Source organism: uncultured Sphingomonas sp., assembly GCF_964244265.1.
In the GTDB taxonomy this organism is placed as follows: Bacteria; Pseudomonadota; Alphaproteobacteria; order Sphingomonadales; family Sphingomonadaceae; genus Sphingomonas.
In genome coordinates this window covers 14,669-28,875 of record NZ_CAXTHV010000037.1, presented here as the reverse complement: position 1 = coordinate 28,875, position 14,207 = coordinate 14,669, and the positions used below count along the sequence as shown (strand labels likewise).

Sequence of the window (14,207 nt, the reverse complement as noted above, 5' to 3'; positions counted from 1 at the left end):
CGGTGATCTCGGGGTGGTTGCGGATGATCCAGGCGATGCCGTCGGGCTTGTCCTGGCGCTTCGACACCGGCGTGTAGCGCGGGCCCTTGGTGCGGCGGACCTGATCGGGGCCCTTCACCATCTGCATCCGGTAATTGGGGTCGGCCTGGCCCTTGTCGATCTCCTCCTGCGTCACCTCGTGGGCGCGCACCGGATCGCGGCCGGTCAGCTTGGTGGCGGCGGTGTCGTCGGCGATCGCCTGGATTTCCAGGATGTGGAGACCGCAGAACTCCGCGATCTGCTCGAACGAGAGCGAGGTGTTGTCGACCATCCACGACGCGGTCGCGTGGGGCATGAGCGGCTGGGCCATGCGGCTACTCCGATAATAAAACGGCCGCCCCTTCACGGAGCGGCCCTGCATGGCTGCGCGATCTAGTCCACCGCTCGCGCCACGGCAAGGTTGCTGTAACATCGCAGCCACAGAACACTACTAATCGGGTTAGGACGGCGATCACGGGTTGAGGCGATACGCGCCGCCGGGCTAGCGTCGCCGCAACGCAACAAGGGAGTTTTCCGTATGACTATTAAGGGGCTATTTGCCGCGGCCGCCGGCCTGGCGCTGGTTACCGCCACCACCGCGACGGCCGCCCCCGCGCCCGCCGCCAACCCGGCCGCAAAGCTGTCGGTCGTGCGCGCCGGCGCGCCGTCGGCGCATGGCAGCAAGCTGGGCGCGGCGGTGCCGACGGGCACGCTGATCTCGATCGGCATCCTCGCGGCGCTGGTCGTCATCGTGGTGGTCGCGACGGACAAGTCGGACAGCAACTGAGGGGTCCGGGCGAGGATAGCATGGCTGTTGTTCGCCATGCCGGCTTCGTGCCGGCATTCACCCGAGGCCGGAGCGCCGAGCTCGACGACGATGCCCGGGGCCGGCACGAGAGTGGATCCCGGTACAAGGCCGGGATGACAGGGCCGGATGACGGGGGGAGTTATCTTCCTACTTCCAGCACGATCTTCCCGACATGGTCGCCCGCTTCCATCCGCGCGTGCGCGGCGGCGGCTTCGGAGAGCGGGTAAACCTGGTCGATCACCGGCCGAAGCTTCCCGGCTTCGACATGCGGCCAGACGGTGCGGTGGAGTTCGTCGGCGACGAGCGTCTTGAACGCCACGTCGCGCGGGCGCAGCGTCGAGCCAGTCAGCGTCAGGCGGCGGCGCATGATCTCGAAGATCGGCACGGTCGCCATCGCCCCGCCCTGGACCGCGATCGAGACGTGGCGGCCGTCGTCCGCCAGGCACTGGAGGTTGCGCGGCACGTAATCGCCGCCGACCATGTCGAGCACGGCGGCGACGCCCTTGCCGCCGGTCAGCTCCTTGACGCGGGCGACGAAATCCTCGGTCCGGTAGTTGATCGCGTGCGCCGCGCCGATCTCCCGCGCGCGGGCGCATTTCTCGTCGGAGCCCGCGGTGACGATCACGGTCAGCCCGAACAACTGGCCGAGCGCGATCGCGGTGGTGCCGATGCCCGAGGTGCCGCCGTGGACGAGCACCCAGTCGCCATCGGTCGCATAGGCGCGCTCGAACAGATTGGTCCAGACGGTGAAGAGCGTCTCGGGCAGCGCCGCCGCCTCGATCATCGACAGCGCTTCGGGCACGGGCAGGCACTGGCCCCAGGGCGCGGCCGCATATTGGGCGTAGCCGCCGCCCGCGAGCAACGCGCAGACGGGCTGGCCGATCACCTCGGAGCCGACGCCCTCGCCCGCCGCGACGATGTCGCCCGCGACCTCCAGCCCGGGGATCGACGGCGCGCCCGGCGGCGGCGGATAGCCACCCTTGCGCTGGAGGACGTCGGGGCGGTTCACGCCGGCGGCGGCGACGCGGATCAGCACTTCGCCCGGGCCCGGCGTCGGGACGGGCCGCTCGACCAGCCGCAGCACCTCCGGGCCGCCGGGGGCGTCCGGGTCGATCGCGTGCATCTGTTCGGGAATGGCCATTCGCTCGCGTCCCGTTGAGGAGCGCCGCTTATTGACTTGGGCCGGCGGTCGGTCAACGCTGGTGGTCGCGATGGATCTGGACGACGCCCTGCCCCGCCCCGCCGACCTGCTGGCGCAGCTCGTCCGGCAGGATCTCGACCCGCTCTCGGTCGCCGAGCTGGAGGCGCGGATCGCCGCGCTGGAAGGCGAGATCGCGCGGTGCCGTAAGAAATGCGAACACGCCGTCAGCCATCGCGCCAGCGCCGACCAGCTATTCAAGCGATGAACGCGCCGGCGCCGAGCCCCTTCACCCTCGGCGCGTCGCCGGGGCGCTTGATGCGGGGCGGTGCCATCACGACATTGGTGGAGACGGACCCGCCTCCCCCGGCGGCCCGATTGGAGTAACAGCGAATGCCCTCTTTCGCCCCCGCGCTCGAGACCACGCTCCACAAGGCGCTCGAAGCCGCATCCTCGCGCCGCCACGAATATGCGACGCTGGAGCACCTCCTGCTCGCGCTGATCGACGACGAGCACGCGTCGAAGGTGATGACCGCGTGCAACGTCGATCTCGGCGAGCTCAAGACCACGGTCGCGCATTATCTCGACACCGAACTCGACGCGCTCAAGGTCGAGCAGCAGACCGACCCGTCGCCGACCAGCGGCTTCCAGCGCGTCGTCCAGCGGGCGATCCTGCACGTCCAGTCGTCGGGCCGCGACGAGGTGACGGGCGGCAACGTGCTCGTCGCCTTGTTCTCCGAGCGTGAGAGCTACGCGGTGTATTTCCTCCAGCAGCAGGACATGAGCCGCCTCGACGCGGTCAGCTTCATCAGCCACGGCGTCGGCAAGGGCAGCCAGGCGGCCGAGACCGCGACGCCCAAGGGCGCGGTCGAGGACGAGAAGCCGGCCAAGGGCAACGACAAGAAGAACGGCGAGAGCGCGCTCAAGCAGTTCTGCGTCGACCTCAACGAGAAGGCGAAGAACGGCAAGGTCGACCCGCTGATCGGGCGCGGGCCGGAGGTCGACCGCACGGTGCAGATCCTGTGCCGCCGGTCGAAGAACAATCCGCTCTATGTGGGCGATCCCGGCGTCGGCAAGACCGCGATCGCGGAAGGGCTGGCGCGCAAGATCGTCGAGGGCGACGTGCCCGAGGTGCTGTTGCCTGCGGTCATCTATTCGCTCGACATGGGCGCGCTGCTCGCCGGCACGCGCTATCGCGGCGATTTCGAGGAGCGGCTGAAGGCGGTCGTCAACGAGCTCGAGAAGCTGCCGCACGCGGTGCTCTTCATCGACGAGATCCACACCGTGATCGGCGCCGGCGCGACCAGCGGCGGGGCGATGGACGCGTCGAACCTGCTCAAGCCCGCGCTGTCGGGGGGCACGATCCGCTGCATCGGCTCCACCACCTACAAGGAGTTCCGCAACCACTTCGAGAAGGACCGGGCGCTGCTGCGCCGCTTCCAGAAGATCGACGTCAACGAGCCGACGATCGAGGATACGATCAAGATCCTCGCCGGCCTGCGCTCGGCGTTCGAGGAGCATCACAGCGTCAAATACACCCCCGACGCGATCAAGTCGGCGGTCGAGCTCTCGGCGCGCTACATCAACGACCGCAAGCTGCCCGACAAGGCGATCGACGTAATCGACGAGGTCGGCGCGATGCAGATGCTGGTGCCGCTCAACAAGCGCAAGAAGACGATCACCCCCAAGGAGATCGAACAGGTCATCGCGACGATGGCGCGCATCCCGCCGAAGTCGGTCTCGACCGACGACAAGAAGGCGCTGGCGACGCTCGACACCGACCTGAAGCGCGTCGTGTTCGGGCAGAATGCGGCGATCGAGAAGCTGTCGAGCGCGATCAAGCTGGCGCGTGCCGGCCTGCGCGAGCCCGAGAAGCCGATCGGCAATTACCTGTTCACCGGCCCGACCGGCGTCGGCAAGACCGAGGTGGCGAAGCAGCTCGCGTCGATCCTGGGCATCCCGCTCCAGCGCTTCGACATGAGCGAGTATATGGAGCGCCACTCGGTCTCGCGGCTGATCGGTGCCCCGCCGGGCTATGTCGGCTTCGACCAGGGCGGGCTACTGACCGACGCGGTCGATCAGAACCCGCATTGCGTGCTGTTGCTCGACGAGATAGAGAAGGCGCATCCCGACCTGTTCAACATCCTGTTGCAGGTGATGGACAACGGGCGGCTGACCGACCAGCACGGCAAGAGCGTCGACTTCCGCAACGTCATCCTGATCATGACGACCAATGCGGGTGCATCGGACATGGCGCGCGAGACGCTCGGCTTCGGCAACCTGACGCGCGAGGGCGAGGACGAGCAGGCCGTGCAGAAGATGTTCACGCCGGAGTTCCGCAACCGCCTCGATGCGGTGGTGCCGTTCGGCTACCTCCCGCCCGAGGTAGTGGCGCGGGTCGTCGACAAGTTCATCCTCCAACTCGAACTCCAGCTCGCCGATCGCAACGTCCACATCAAGCTCGACGACGAATCGAAGAAGTGGCTGACCGACAAGGGCTATGACAAGCTCTATGGCGCGCGGCCGATGGGGCGGCTGATCCAGGAGAAGATCAAGCAGCCGCTCGCCGAGGAATTGCTGTTCGGCAAGCTCGTCCATGGCGGCGAGGTGACGGTGAAGATGAAGGACGGCGCGCTCAGCTTCGAGATCGAGCCTGCCGCGCCGAAGAAGCCCAAGAAGAAGGGCAAGGCGGAGGTCGAGCCCGTCGTGGAGTAAACGGGAGCCGGGGTGCGCTCCCGGCTTCTTGTCTGCTGCTCGTCCAAGTACGCGAACTGCGCCGGGTGGACCGGGTTCGAGCATCGTCACCCCGGCCTTGAGCCGGGGTCCATTTCAGCCCCGTGTTCCCGTCGGCATTCGCGCGGGCGGCATGACATTTCCGACGATGGATGCCGCCTCGTCGGCCGGCATGACGGGGCGGGGATGCCGGCTCCACACCCGGATGGGGGGAGCGTTCACCATCTCTTGACCCCTGTTTGGTAAGCCGAAATGGATGGCTATCGGGGCGTTTACGAGGTGGCTGGCGGCGTTGGCGGCGGCGTGCGTGCTCCTGCTTGCCCATCATCCGGCGCGGGCGCAGGCGGGCGTCGTCGGGCAGCCGGTCGCGGTGTGCGTCAGGCCCGCTGCGCCGGGGACGACGCCCTCGGCCATCCTCGACCGCCCCGCCGGCTTCGACTGCACGACCGATCAGCGCCGCTTCGGGCCGGGCGATTATTGGGTCGTGTCCGAACCCCTCAACATCGGCGCGAACGCGCCAGCGCGGATCCGTATCGCCAGCCTGTGGCAGGAAAGCGCGACGCTCTACGCGCGCTACGCCGATGGCGGGACCATCCGACTCGCCGGCGACGGACGGGCGACCTCGCGCCGTCTCCAGCTCGGCGCGATCGTCGAATATGAGTTGCCGGTCAGGGGCGTCGCGGCGACGCGGCTGCTGTGGCGCATCGATGGCTCGGCCAACATGCGCGGCGTGCTCGTCGGGGCGCACGCGGCGACGCCGGCGCAGAGCGCGCGCTCCAACATCGTGCTGGCCGCGCTCTACGCAGGCTTCGGCGGGCTGTGTGCATCGCTCCTGCTGTATAACGTCGCGCTCTACGGCGCGCTGCGGCACCGGTTCCAGCTCGCCTATTGCGTGATGGTGGCGGCGCTGATGGTGTATGCGCTGTCCTCCTCGGGCGCACTCGCCTGGGCATGGCCGGGGATCGCCAACAACGACCGGCTGCGGGTCAATTACCTCGCGCTGGCGCTGTCGGGCACGTCGGCGCTGGCCTTCGCGCGCTTCTTCTTCGAGCCGCGCGTGTTCGCGGGCTGGGTCGGGCGCGCGGTGTGGGCGGCGTGCGCCGCGGTGCTCGGCACCGCCGTGGCGTTCGTCCTGTGTGCGCCCTGGCAGGCCAAGCTGCTCGATCAGGTCGGCGCCTGCAGCTTCATCCTGCTGCTGCTGACAGTGATCCCCATCCTGTGGCGCGCGTGGCGGCTGCGGAGCAACTACCTGTGGTTGTTCGCCTTTGCCTGGGCCGGGCCGATCGGCCTGGCGACGGTGCGGATCGCCAACAATTTCGGGCTGATCGGCTACAGCTTCCTGGTCGACAATTCGACACTGATGGCGATGGCGATCGAGGCGCTGACCTCCAGCCTCGCCATCGCCTATCGCATCCGCGTGCTGAGCGTGGAACGCGACGAGGCGCGCGAGCACGAGATCGCCGCGCGGCTGCTGGCGGACACCGACCCGCTGACCGGCCTGCTCAACCGTCGTGCCTTCCTGAGCCGCGCGATCGGGCGGGAGGGCGACCAGACCCTGCTCGTTCTCGACATCGACCATTTCAAGCAGGTCAACGAGACGATCGGCCATGACGGCGGCGACGAGGTGCTGCGCGTGGTCGCGCGCGCGCTGCGCCAGGCGATGCCGGCGGGCGCGCTGGTGGCGCGGATCGGGGGCGAGGAGTTCGTCTGCCTGTGCGACGCGGCCGAGGCGATGCCGGCATCGGCGGTGCTCGACCGGCTGCGCGGCGAGCGGATGCCGTTCGACGTCGTGGTCACCTCCTCGATCGGCGTCTGCACCGGGCCGCTGGTGCGCGAGGTCGACTGGAAGATGCTGTATCGCCAGGCCGACCGGGCGCTGTTCGCCGCCAAGGCGGCCGGCCGCGACCGCGCCCGCGACGCCGCGCAGCTCGCGGCGTAAGCCTGCGCCTTGCCTAGCCGCCGGGGGTGCCGCATAGCTGCCCCGGATGGAAAGCCCGATCGAAGAGCTGTCGTTCGAGGACGCGCTGAAGCAACTGGAGCAGGTGGTGGGCCGGCTCGAAAGCGGGGAGGCGACGCTGGACGAGTCGATCACGCTGTACGAGCGCGGCGACAAGCTGCGGCAGCGCTGCGCCGAGCGGCTCGACCGGGCACAGGCGCGGATTGAGGCGATCCGGCTCGACGCCGACGGCCGGCCGGCGGGCGTCAAGCCGTTCGCGGCGGGCTGAGCGTGGCGGCGGCCGCCCCCCTGCCCCTCGCCCGCGCGCTCGCCGACATCGCGGCGGCGGTCGATCGCCGCTTCGATCTGTTGCTGCCCGTCCCCGCCGATGCGCGCGCTGACCTTTACGCCTGTATGCGCCACGCGGCGATCGGCGGCGGCAAGCGGTTGCGGCCGCTGCTGGTGGCGGCGACCGCCGACCTGTTCGGGGTCGACCGCGACTGCGCCGAGCGGGTCGGCGTCGCGATCGAGGCGATCCACGTCTATTCGCTCGTCCACGACGATCTGCCGGCGATGGACGACGACGATCTGCGCCACGGCAAGCCGACCGCGCACAAGGTGTTCGACGAGGCGACCGCGATCCTGGCGGGCGACTGCCTCCATGCGCTGGCCTTCGAATGGCTGGCCGACCCGGCGACCCACGCCGACCCCTTCGTCCGCGCCGAGCTGGTGCTGGAAGTGGCGCGCGCGGCGGGGCCGGGCGGAATGGCCGGCGGGCAGGCGATGGACCTCGCCGCCGAACGGACCCCCTTCGCGCTGTCGGACGTGACGCGTCTGCAACAGATGAAGACCGGCGCGCTGATCGCGGTGGCGGTCGAGGCGGGCGCGATCCTGGGCCATGTGCCGCCCGAGGGACGCACCGGCGTGCGCGGCTATGCGCGCGACCTGGGTCTCGCCTTTCAGATCGCCGACGATCTGCTCGACGCGGAAGGCGACGAGGACGCGGCGGGCAAGCGGCTGCGCAAGGATGCCGACGCCGGCAAGGCGACCTTCCTGAGCCTGATGGGCCCGGAGCGGGCGCGCGAGCAATGCCGGATGCTGACCGAGCAGGCGGTCCAGCACCTTCACGCCTTCGGGCCCGAGGCCGATCTGCTCCGGGCGCTGGCACGCTATGTCGTGGAACGGGACCGATGAGGATCGGCGTCTATCCCGGCACCTTCGATCCGATCACGCTCGGCCATCTGTCGATCATCCGGCGCGGCGCGAAGCTGGTCGACCGGCTGGTGATCGGCGTCACCACCAATCCTTCCAAGTCGCCGATGTTCTCGCTGCACGAGCGGATGGCGACGGTCGAGCGCGAGGTCTCGGCGCTTGGCGGCGACATCCATGTCGTCTCGTTCAACTCGCTGCTGATGGACTTCGCCGAGCGCGAGGGCGCGGCGATGATCGTGCGCGGGCTGCGCGCGGTCGCCGATTTCGAATACGAATATCAGATGGCGGGAATGAACCAGCAGCTCAACGACCGCGTCGAGACGGTCTTCCTGATGGCGGACGCGGCGCTGCAGCCGATCGCGTCGAAGCTGGTCAAGGAGATCGCGCTGTTCGGCGGCGAGATCGGCAAGTTCGTGACGCCGGCGGTGCGGGCGCAGGTACTGGAGAAGATCGCGCAGATCGGGCGCACGGGCGGGTGACGGTCGCTTCGGCCGTTCACCTTGGCGCAAGGCGGGATTGCGTCTAAGCGAGCCGCTTCCAACACAGGTTCTTCCATGCGCTCTATCGTTGCCGGATTCGCGTTTGTCCTCTCGTTGCTCGCCGGGCCGGTCGTGGCCCAGGAGTCATACATGAACCGCGCGCCCGCCGCCTCGGCGACGGACCCGCAGAATCTGTGGGTGCTCGATCTGTCGACCGGCGGACGGGTGACGATCTGGCTGCGTCCCGATGTCGCGCCCAAGACGGTCGAACGGATCAAGATGCTGACCCGCCAGCATTTCTATGACGGGCTGGCCTTCCATCGCGTGATCGACGGCTTCATGGCGCAGGGTGGCGACCCCAAGGGCGACGGCACCGGCGGCTCGACGCTGCCCAACCTGCCCAGCGAGTTCAATTATCTGCCCCATGTCCGCGGCGCGGTGTCGGCGGCGCGCGCGGACGACCCGAACAGCGCCAATTCGCAATTCTTCATCGTCTTCCAGCCCAAGTTCAGCCTCGACAAGAAATACACGGTCTTCGGCCGCGTGCTGGATGGGATGCAATATGTCGACGCTGTCGAGCGCGGCGAGCCGCCGGCGAACCCCAGCCGGATCGTCCACGCTTATGTGCTGGCGGACAACCCGCCGGCCTATCAGCCGCCGCTGCCGTCCGCCCCCATTGCGCCGACGCTGGCTGTTGCTCCAGACGCAGCTCACCTCCGCGCCCAGGCGGCCGCAGATATGCAGCGCGCCTTCCCGAAGGCGCCCGTCCGCAAGGCGGCGCCCAAACGTAAGTGAACGTCGACCTCTTCGACTTCGACCTGCCGCCCGACCGGATCGCGCTGCGCCCGGCAAGCCCGCGCGACACGGCGCGCTTGCTGGTGCTGCACGGCGCAGCGACGCGCGACCGGCACGTCGGCGACTTGCCTGGCGAGTTGCGCGCCGGCGATCTGCTCGTCTTCAACGACACCCGCGTCATTCCGGCACAGCTCGAGGGCCGCAGGGGCGACGCTCGCATCGGCGCGACGTTGCACAAGCGTGAGGGGCCGCGCCGCTGGCGGGCGTTCGTCCGCAACGGCCGACGGCTGCGCGACGGCGACACGATCGACTTCGGCGCCGCCGTAAGCGCGACCGCCGGCGATCGGGCCGAGGACGGGAGCTGGGCGCTCGACTTCGCGGGCGACGAGCCGGTCGAGCTGCTGCTGGAACGCGCCGGCCGGATGCCGCTGCCGCCCTATATCGCCGCCCGCCGCGCCGCCGACGCGCGGGATGTCGCCGACTATCAGACGATGTTCGCCGACGAGCCCGGCGCGGTTGCCGCCCCCACCGCTGCCTTGCATTTCACGCCGGAGCTGATGGCGGCGCTCGAGGTGGCGGGGATCGGTCACGTCACGCTGACGCTCCATGTCGGTGCGGGCACCTTCCTGCCCGTCAAGGTGGCCGACACGGCGGAGCATCGGATGCACGCCGAATGGGGCCGGCTCGACGCCGTCACCGCCGCCCGCCTCAACACCGCCCGCGCCGCCGGCGGGCGGGTCATCGCGGTCGGCACCACATCGTTGCGCCTGATCGAAAGTGCCTGCGGCGACGACGGAAAGGTCCGCGCATTCGAGGGCGATACCGCGATCTTCATCACCCCGGGCTATCGCTTTCGGGGCATCGACGGACTGCTGACCAATTTTCACCTGCCGCGCTCGACCTTGTTCATGCTGATCTCGGCACTGATGGGGCGGGAGCGGATGCAGGCGGCCTATGCCCATGCCGTCGCGGACGGCTATCGCTTCTACAGCTATGGCGACGCCTCGCTGCTGTTGCCCGGAGACTAGACGATGCTGCTCGCCCTTCTCCTGCAAGTCGCCGTCCCGCCGGGTCCGCCGCCGCAGCCGCCGGCGACGATGGTCGTCGAGCCGGTGGCGATGCTGCTCGCGGGTTTCGACGCCGATGGCGACGGGAAGACGACGCGGGCCGAGATGGAAGCCGGGGCGAAGCGGACCTTCGCGGCGATCGACACGGCGTGGACGGGCAAGCTCGGCTATATCGCCTTCGCCGACTGGGCGGAGCGCTGGCTCGGCGACCGCAACGCGCTGCCGAGCCCGTTCGAGGTCGACAGCGACGGCGACAACCAGATCACGCTCGCCGAACTGACGGCGCAGCTCGGGCGCACCTTCGACCGCCTCGACCGCAACAGGGACGGCGCCCTGACCCGCGCCGAATTGCTGACGATCCGCGCCAGCAGCGGCGACCGGGGGGACATCGGCCGCGGCAAGCGCCGGGGCGGGCGGCCGCCGCAATAATCTCAGCAGGCGATGGCGCGGACGTGGCCAGCGGCGGCGTAGGCGAGGATCTTGGCGTCGCTGGTCACGATCGTCAGGTCCAACAGCCGTGCAGTGGCCACGAGCAGCCGATCGGCCGGGTCGCGGTGGAAATCCCCCGGCAACATCGCCGCTTCGATCGCGATGTCACCATCGAACGCCGCCGCCCGGATGGCGGGCATTGCCATCAGATTGGCAAACCAGGTCTTTGGATCAGGTAAGAATTGCAGGCGAGGGGCACCTTTCGCCGGATAAGTGAGAAATCCGATCTCCCAAGCGGTAACGGGAGAAACGAACACGCCGGTAGCGCGGCCCGCATCGACGATCGCTCGTCGGGCAGGCGCACCGAGCGGGCCATCATGGACGAGCCAGATCGCCGCACAGGTATCCAGCAATATCGCCAACGCGCTATCGGTCAAACCGGAGCTCCGGCTCCCAGTCTTCAAGCTCGGCGATGGGCGCGGTGAGGTCCACGCCGGGCGGAATGATTACCGTCCCTGCCATGCAGCCGAACAGCGCTTCCACTTGACCCCGGGTCGGCCTGGGGGGCGATAGCTCGGTGACCGGCTTGCGGCGGCGGGTCAGTGTGACGCCGGAGAGATCGTGGTTTGCGATCCGCGTGATGACGTTCAGGCACTTCGCCTTGAACTCGGTCACGGACATGGTGAGGTGCTCGGCCATTATGGTCATCTAATATGGTCAGGTCGGCCGATCAAGGCTCGACAGGCGGAGGACTGATCGTCACAGCACCGCCGATGCCGTCCCGTTTCCACTTCGCCATCCACGCCACCGACGGCCGCGCCCGGACCGGCGAGATCGAGGTGCGGCGCGGCGTGATCCGGACGCCGGCGTTCATGCCGGTCGGGACGGCGGCGACAGTCAAGGCGATGAAGCCGGGGGATGTCGCGGCGGCGGGGGCGGATATCATCCTGGGCAACACCTATCACCTGATGCTGCGGCCCGGGGCGGAACGGGTGGCGCGGCTGGGGGGGCTGCATGGCTTCATGGGGTGGGAGCGACCGATCCTGACCGACAGCGGCGGCTATCAGGTGATGAGCCTCGCCGACCTGACCAGGCGATCCGAAGAGGGGGTCGCGTTCAAGTCGCATCTCGACGGGACGCGGCATCTGTTGACGCCGGAGCGATCGATCGACATCCAGCGGTTGCTCGGCTCGAACATCGTCATGGCCTTCGACGAACTGGTGCCGACGACCGCAACGCGGGAGGTACAGGCGGCGGCGATGGAGCGGTCGATGCGCTGGGCGCGGCGGTCCCGCGACGCCTTCGACGCGGGGGGCGGCCATGCCGAGGAGAATGCGCTGTTCGGGATCCAGCAGGGGGCGCTCGACGAGGGGTTGCGGGGGGCGTCGGCGGGGGCGCTGATCGACATCGGCTTCGACGGCTATGCCATCGGCGGGCTGGCGGTCGGCGAGGGGCAGGAGGCGATGTTCGGTTGCCTGGACTTCGCGCCCGGTCAGCTTCCCGCCGACCGCCCTCGCTATCTGATGGGGGTTGGCAAGCCGACCGACATCGTCGGGGCGGTGGAGCGCGGGGTCGACATGTTCGACTGCGTGCTGCCGACGCGGTCGGGGCGGACGGGGCAGGCGTTCACCCGCGCCGGGCCGGTCAACATCCGCAATGCGCGGCATAACGAGGACCGGGGGCCACTCGACGCCGGCTGCCCCTGCCCCGTCTGCGCCACCTGGAGCCGGGCATATCTGCATCATCTGGTGCGCGCCGGAGAGATCCTGGGAGCGATGCTGATGACCGAGCATAATATCTGGTTCTACGAGACGCTGATGGCGGACCTGCGGGGGGCGATCGGCGAGGGGCGGCTGACGACGTTCGCCAACGGCTTCCGGGAACGCTATGCGGGCGGGCAAGGAGAGACGGCGTGAGCGACGAGAACGAGATCCTGGCGGAAGCACGGGCGCGGGCCGAGGCGGCGGCGCGGGTGGCGGCGGCGAAGCAGAAGAGCTGGCCGCTGGGGCTGATCGGCTTCGGCGCGGCGATCGGCTCGGCGGCGGTGGCCGGCGCGGTGCTCTATGCCCGGCGGCGTGACCGGAGCTGACGCCCGGCGCGTCGCCGCGGCGCGACGCTGGTTCCGGGTGCAGGGACATGTGCCTGTCGAGCGGGATGGCGTGACGATCGTCGCCACGCCGGCGCATCCGAATACCTGGGATGCCAATTTCGTGATGGCGGGGCCGGGTGTCGGGGCGGCGGCGGTGCTGGCGGCGCTGGAGCGGTTCGACCGCTGGCGGGTGGTGCAGGCCGATGCGCTGACCGAGCCCGGGGTCGAGGCGGCGCTGGCGCTCGCCGGGTTTCGGGCGGAGACGCTGCTGATCGAGATGCTGGCCGAGCAGGTCGCCGCGCCGTTGCCGGCGCCGGCGATCGAGCTGGAGCGGGTGGGTGACGCCGCGTGGGCGCGGCTGGCGGCCCTGGTCGAGGCGGACCATCGGGAAGGAAAGCGGACCGGAGACTATGACGCGGCGGTGGCGGCGGGCTTGCTGGCGGGGATGCGGCGACGGCTTGGGCCGTGCGATTATTGGCTGCTGACCGAGGGCGGCGTCGATCTCGGCTATGGGATGACGGCGGTCTGCCCGAACGGGCTGGGGCTGATCGAGAACCTCTTCACCTTGCCGGAACATCGGGGTCGCGGGTTGATGAGCGCGTTTATCGTCGAGGCGGCGCGGCGGTTGCGGGTGGCGGGGTGCGATGGGGTGTTTCTGGATGCACATGCCGACGATACGCCGAAGCTGCTGTATGCGCGGCTGGGGTTTCGGCCGGTCGCGGTGGCGCGGACGTGGGTGAAGCGGGTCGGGTGAACAGCGGAACATGATCGCATCCTCGATTCGGCGAGGATCGTGCAGCTATGCGATGGCCGGGGTTGTAGGGCAGCGGGAAATTGGCGGGCCGTGGATTGCGATCAGGCCACTTCTAGTCCCCCGTGGCGAGCGCCCGGGTCGGGGTCGGCGGCGGGACTGGGCGCCGGCTTTCGCGGGGGAGGGTAGGTAGTCGCGCCGGAGCTCAGCTCGCGGCGGTGGAGAAAACGTCCGGGGCGGCGTCTTCGAGGGTGCGGGCTTCGCGGGCGTCGCGGGCGGCTTCGGTCTTGCGGCTGCGCGAGGCCATCGCGGCCCAGGCGGCTTCGGCGCGGAGCGCGCGGTCGCGGACATTGTCGAGGAGCGCGTCCTCGGCCTCCTGATGGCAGCGATTGGCGTGGGCTGCGTAAGTGTCGCTATCGCGCATCGGGCCGAGTCTCCGAAAAAGGCTGGAGGACAGTATAACGGGGGCGTGCCGGATTGGCACGCCCCCGCACCGAAATCAGTCGGCGGGCTGGAGATTGATCGCGGCCATCTTGCCGCGACGGTCCTCTTCCAGCTCATAGCCGACGCGCTGGTTCTGGGTCAGCGTGACCATGCCGGCGCGCTCGACGGCCGAGATGTGGACGAATGCGTCCGTGCCGCCGTTATCGGGAGCAATGAAGCCATAGCCCTTGTCGGCGTTGAAGAACTTGACGGTACCGATGTTGCTCATGCGAGCTTCCTTCTTGCTGGGGCGAGCCGAAGAGCGGCGC

The 14,207-nt window shown here is 69.2% G+C and carries 19 protein-coding genes; 13 read left to right on the top strand and 6 right to left on the bottom strand.

The features are described 5' to 3' along the window. Window positions 1-349: cell cycle transcriptional regulator TrcR (locus ACFE7K_RS13815; RefSeq protein WP_375398779.1), on the bottom strand; the 349-nt coding region annotated here is incomplete at its 3' end. A gap of 207 nt (window positions 350-556) precedes the next feature. On the opposite strand from ACFE7K_RS13815, the gene ACFE7K_RS13810 reads away from it, so the two are divergent. Next, on the top strand, window positions 557-805 hold the full coding sequence (locus ACFE7K_RS13810; RefSeq protein ID WP_375398778.1) for a hypothetical protein: 249 nt from the start codon (window positions 557-559) through the stop codon (window positions 803-805). A 160-nt stretch (window positions 806-965) separates the two neighbouring features. On the opposite strand, the gene ACFE7K_RS13805 is transcribed toward ACFE7K_RS13810, so the two are convergent. Beyond that, complete coding sequence (locus ACFE7K_RS13805; RefSeq protein ID WP_375398777.1) at window positions 966-1,967, bottom strand: NAD(P)H-quinone oxidoreductase; 1,002 nt, start codon at window positions 1,965-1,967, stop codon at window positions 966-968. 70 nt (window positions 1,968-2,037) lie between these two features. Here ACFE7K_RS13805 and ACFE7K_RS13800 point away from each other — a divergent pair, with 70 nt between their 5' ends. The 9 genes from ACFE7K_RS13800 (at window position 2,038) to ACFE7K_RS13760 (ending at window position 10,615) form a co-directional block, all read left to right on the top strand. Then, the gene (locus ACFE7K_RS13800; protein ID WP_375398776.1) at window positions 2,038-2,232 is read left to right on the top strand and encodes a DUF1192 domain-containing protein; all 195 of its coding nucleotides are present in this window, start codon (window positions 2,038-2,040) and stop codon (window positions 2,230-2,232) included. Between the two features lie 125 nt (window positions 2,233-2,357). After that, window positions 2,358-4,679, top strand: a complete 2,322-nt coding sequence (gene clpA / locus ACFE7K_RS13795) for an ATP-dependent Clp protease ATP-binding subunit ClpA (RefSeq protein ID WP_375398775.1) — start codon at window positions 2,358-2,360, stop codon at window positions 4,677-4,679. A 274-nt stretch (window positions 4,680-4,953) separates the two neighbouring features. Then, window positions 4,954-6,636: a diguanylate cyclase domain-containing protein gene (locus ACFE7K_RS13790; RefSeq protein WP_375398774.1), complete on the top strand. Its 1,683-nt coding sequence runs from the start codon at window positions 4,954-4,956 to the stop codon at window positions 6,634-6,636. A 46-nt stretch (window positions 6,637-6,682) separates the two neighbouring features. After that, complete coding sequence (locus ACFE7K_RS13785; RefSeq protein ID WP_375398773.1) at window positions 6,683-6,922, top strand: exodeoxyribonuclease VII small subunit; 240 nt, start codon at window positions 6,683-6,685, stop codon at window positions 6,920-6,922. Beyond that, window positions 6,919-7,827 carry a polyprenyl synthetase family protein gene (locus ACFE7K_RS13780; protein WP_375398780.1) on the top strand — a complete coding sequence of 303 codons (909 nt, stop codon included), beginning with the start codon at window positions 6,919-6,921 and terminating at the stop codon, window positions 7,825-7,827. The genes ACFE7K_RS13785 and ACFE7K_RS13780 overlap by 4 nt, the downstream gene beginning before the upstream one ends. Then, window positions 7,824-8,324, top strand: coding sequence for a pantetheine-phosphate adenylyltransferase (coaD, locus tag ACFE7K_RS13775; protein ID WP_375398772.1), 501 nt, complete (start codon window positions 7,824-7,826; stop codon window positions 8,322-8,324). Before ACFE7K_RS13780 ends, coaD begins: the two co-directional genes overlap by 4 nt. A gap of 75 nt (window positions 8,325-8,399) precedes the next feature. Next, on the top strand, window positions 8,400-9,119 hold the full coding sequence (locus tag ACFE7K_RS13770) for a peptidylprolyl isomerase (RefSeq protein WP_375398771.1): 720 nt from the start codon (window positions 8,400-8,402) through the stop codon (window positions 9,117-9,119). Beyond that, the gene (queA, locus tag ACFE7K_RS13765; RefSeq protein WP_375398770.1) at window positions 9,116-10,147 is read left to right on the top strand and encodes a tRNA preQ1(34) S-adenosylmethionine ribosyltransferase-isomerase QueA; all 1,032 of its coding nucleotides are present in this window, start codon (window positions 9,116-9,118) and stop codon (window positions 10,145-10,147) included. Before ACFE7K_RS13770 ends, queA begins: the two co-directional genes overlap by 4 nt. Window positions 10,148-10,150: 3 nt before the next feature. Further along, complete coding sequence (locus ACFE7K_RS13760) at window positions 10,151-10,615, top strand: EF-hand domain-containing protein (RefSeq protein ID WP_375398769.1); 465 nt, start codon at window positions 10,151-10,153, stop codon at window positions 10,613-10,615. A gap of 2 nt (window positions 10,616-10,617) precedes the next feature. Here the strand turns inward: ACFE7K_RS13760 and ACFE7K_RS13755 are convergent, their stop codons facing one another. Together ACFE7K_RS13755 and ACFE7K_RS13750 are read right to left on the bottom strand one after the other, a co-directional pair. After that, window positions 10,618-11,052 (bottom strand): type II toxin-antitoxin system VapC family toxin, encoded by a 435-nt coding sequence (locus ACFE7K_RS13755; RefSeq protein WP_375398768.1) that lies wholly within the window; start codon window positions 11,050-11,052, stop codon window positions 10,618-10,620. Further along, window positions 11,042-11,314 (bottom strand): hypothetical protein, encoded by a 273-nt coding sequence (locus ACFE7K_RS13750; RefSeq protein WP_375398767.1) that lies wholly within the window; start codon window positions 11,312-11,314, stop codon window positions 11,042-11,044. Before ACFE7K_RS13750 ends, ACFE7K_RS13755 begins: the two co-directional genes overlap by 11 nt. A 74-nt stretch (window positions 11,315-11,388) precedes the next feature. On the opposite strand from ACFE7K_RS13750, the gene tgt reads away from it, so the two are divergent. Genes tgt through ACFE7K_RS13735 form a run of 3 tightly spaced genes read left to right on the top strand, consistent with a single transcriptional unit; the run spans window position 11,389 to window position 13,458 of the window. Continuing rightward, entirely contained in the window at window positions 11,389-12,531 is a 1,143-nt protein-coding gene (gene tgt / locus ACFE7K_RS13745) for a tRNA guanosine(34) transglycosylase Tgt (RefSeq protein WP_375398766.1), read from the top strand. Continuing rightward, entirely contained in the window at window positions 12,528-12,704 is a 177-nt protein-coding gene (locus tag ACFE7K_RS13740; protein ID WP_375398765.1) for a hypothetical protein, read from the top strand. Before tgt ends, ACFE7K_RS13740 begins: the two co-directional genes overlap by 4 nt. Beyond that, on the top strand, window positions 12,691-13,458 hold the full coding sequence (locus ACFE7K_RS13735) for a GNAT family N-acetyltransferase (protein WP_375398764.1): 768 nt from the start codon (window positions 12,691-12,693) through the stop codon (window positions 13,456-13,458). The genes ACFE7K_RS13740 and ACFE7K_RS13735 overlap by 14 nt, the downstream gene beginning before the upstream one ends. 202 nt (window positions 13,459-13,660) lie before the next feature. Here the strand turns inward: ACFE7K_RS13735 and ACFE7K_RS13730 are convergent, their stop codons facing one another. Continuing rightward, the gene (locus ACFE7K_RS13730; RefSeq protein ID WP_375398763.1) at window positions 13,661-13,879 is read right to left on the bottom strand and encodes a hypothetical protein; all 219 of its coding nucleotides are present in this window, start codon (window positions 13,877-13,879) and stop codon (window positions 13,661-13,663) included. A gap of 75 nt (window positions 13,880-13,954) precedes the next feature. Then, entirely contained in the window at window positions 13,955-14,167 is a 213-nt protein-coding gene (locus tag ACFE7K_RS13725; RefSeq protein ID WP_375398762.1) for a cold-shock protein, read from the bottom strand. Window positions 14,168-14,207: the final 40 nt, after the last annotated feature.

Coding starts and splice junctions, on each gene's coding strand:
- ACFE7K_RS13800 (WP_375398776.1), top strand. CDS start 2,038: ATGGATCTGGACGACGCCCTGCCCCGCCCCGCCGACCTGCTGGCGCAG.
- ACFE7K_RS13750 (WP_375398767.1), bottom strand. CDS start 11,314: ATGGCCGAGCACCTCACCATGTCCGTGACCGAGTTCAAGGCGAAGTGC.
- tgt (WP_375398766.1), top strand. CDS start 11,389: ATGCCGTCCCGTTTCCACTTCGCCATCCACGCCACCGACGGCCGCGCC.
- ACFE7K_RS13805 (WP_375398777.1), bottom strand. CDS start 1,967: ATGGCCATTCCCGAACAGATGCACGCGATCGACCCGGACGCCCCCGGC.
- ACFE7K_RS13810 (WP_375398778.1), top strand. CDS start 557: ATGACTATTAAGGGGCTATTTGCCGCGGCCGCCGGCCTGGCGCTGGTT.
- ACFE7K_RS13730 (WP_375398763.1), bottom strand. CDS start 13,879: ATGCGCGATAGCGACACTTACGCAGCCCACGCCAATCGCTGCCATCAG.
- ACFE7K_RS13785 (WP_375398773.1), top strand. CDS start 6,683: ATGGAAAGCCCGATCGAAGAGCTGTCGTTCGAGGACGCGCTGAAGCAA.
- ACFE7K_RS13760 (WP_375398769.1), top strand. CDS start 10,151: ATGCTGCTCGCCCTTCTCCTGCAAGTCGCCGTCCCGCCGGGTCCGCCG.
- ACFE7K_RS13770 (WP_375398771.1), top strand. CDS start 8,400: ATGCGCTCTATCGTTGCCGGATTCGCGTTTGTCCTCTCGTTGCTCGCC.
- ACFE7K_RS13790 (WP_375398774.1), top strand. CDS start 4,954: ATGGCTATCGGGGCGTTTACGAGGTGGCTGGCGGCGTTGGCGGCGGCG.
- ACFE7K_RS13725 (WP_375398762.1), bottom strand. CDS start 14,167: ATGAGCAACATCGGTACCGTCAAGTTCTTCAACGCCGACAAGGGCTAT.
- coaD (WP_375398772.1), top strand. CDS start 7,824: ATGAGGATCGGCGTCTATCCCGGCACCTTCGATCCGATCACGCTCGGC.
- clpA (WP_375398775.1), top strand. CDS start 2,358: ATGCCCTCTTTCGCCCCCGCGCTCGAGACCACGCTCCACAAGGCGCTC.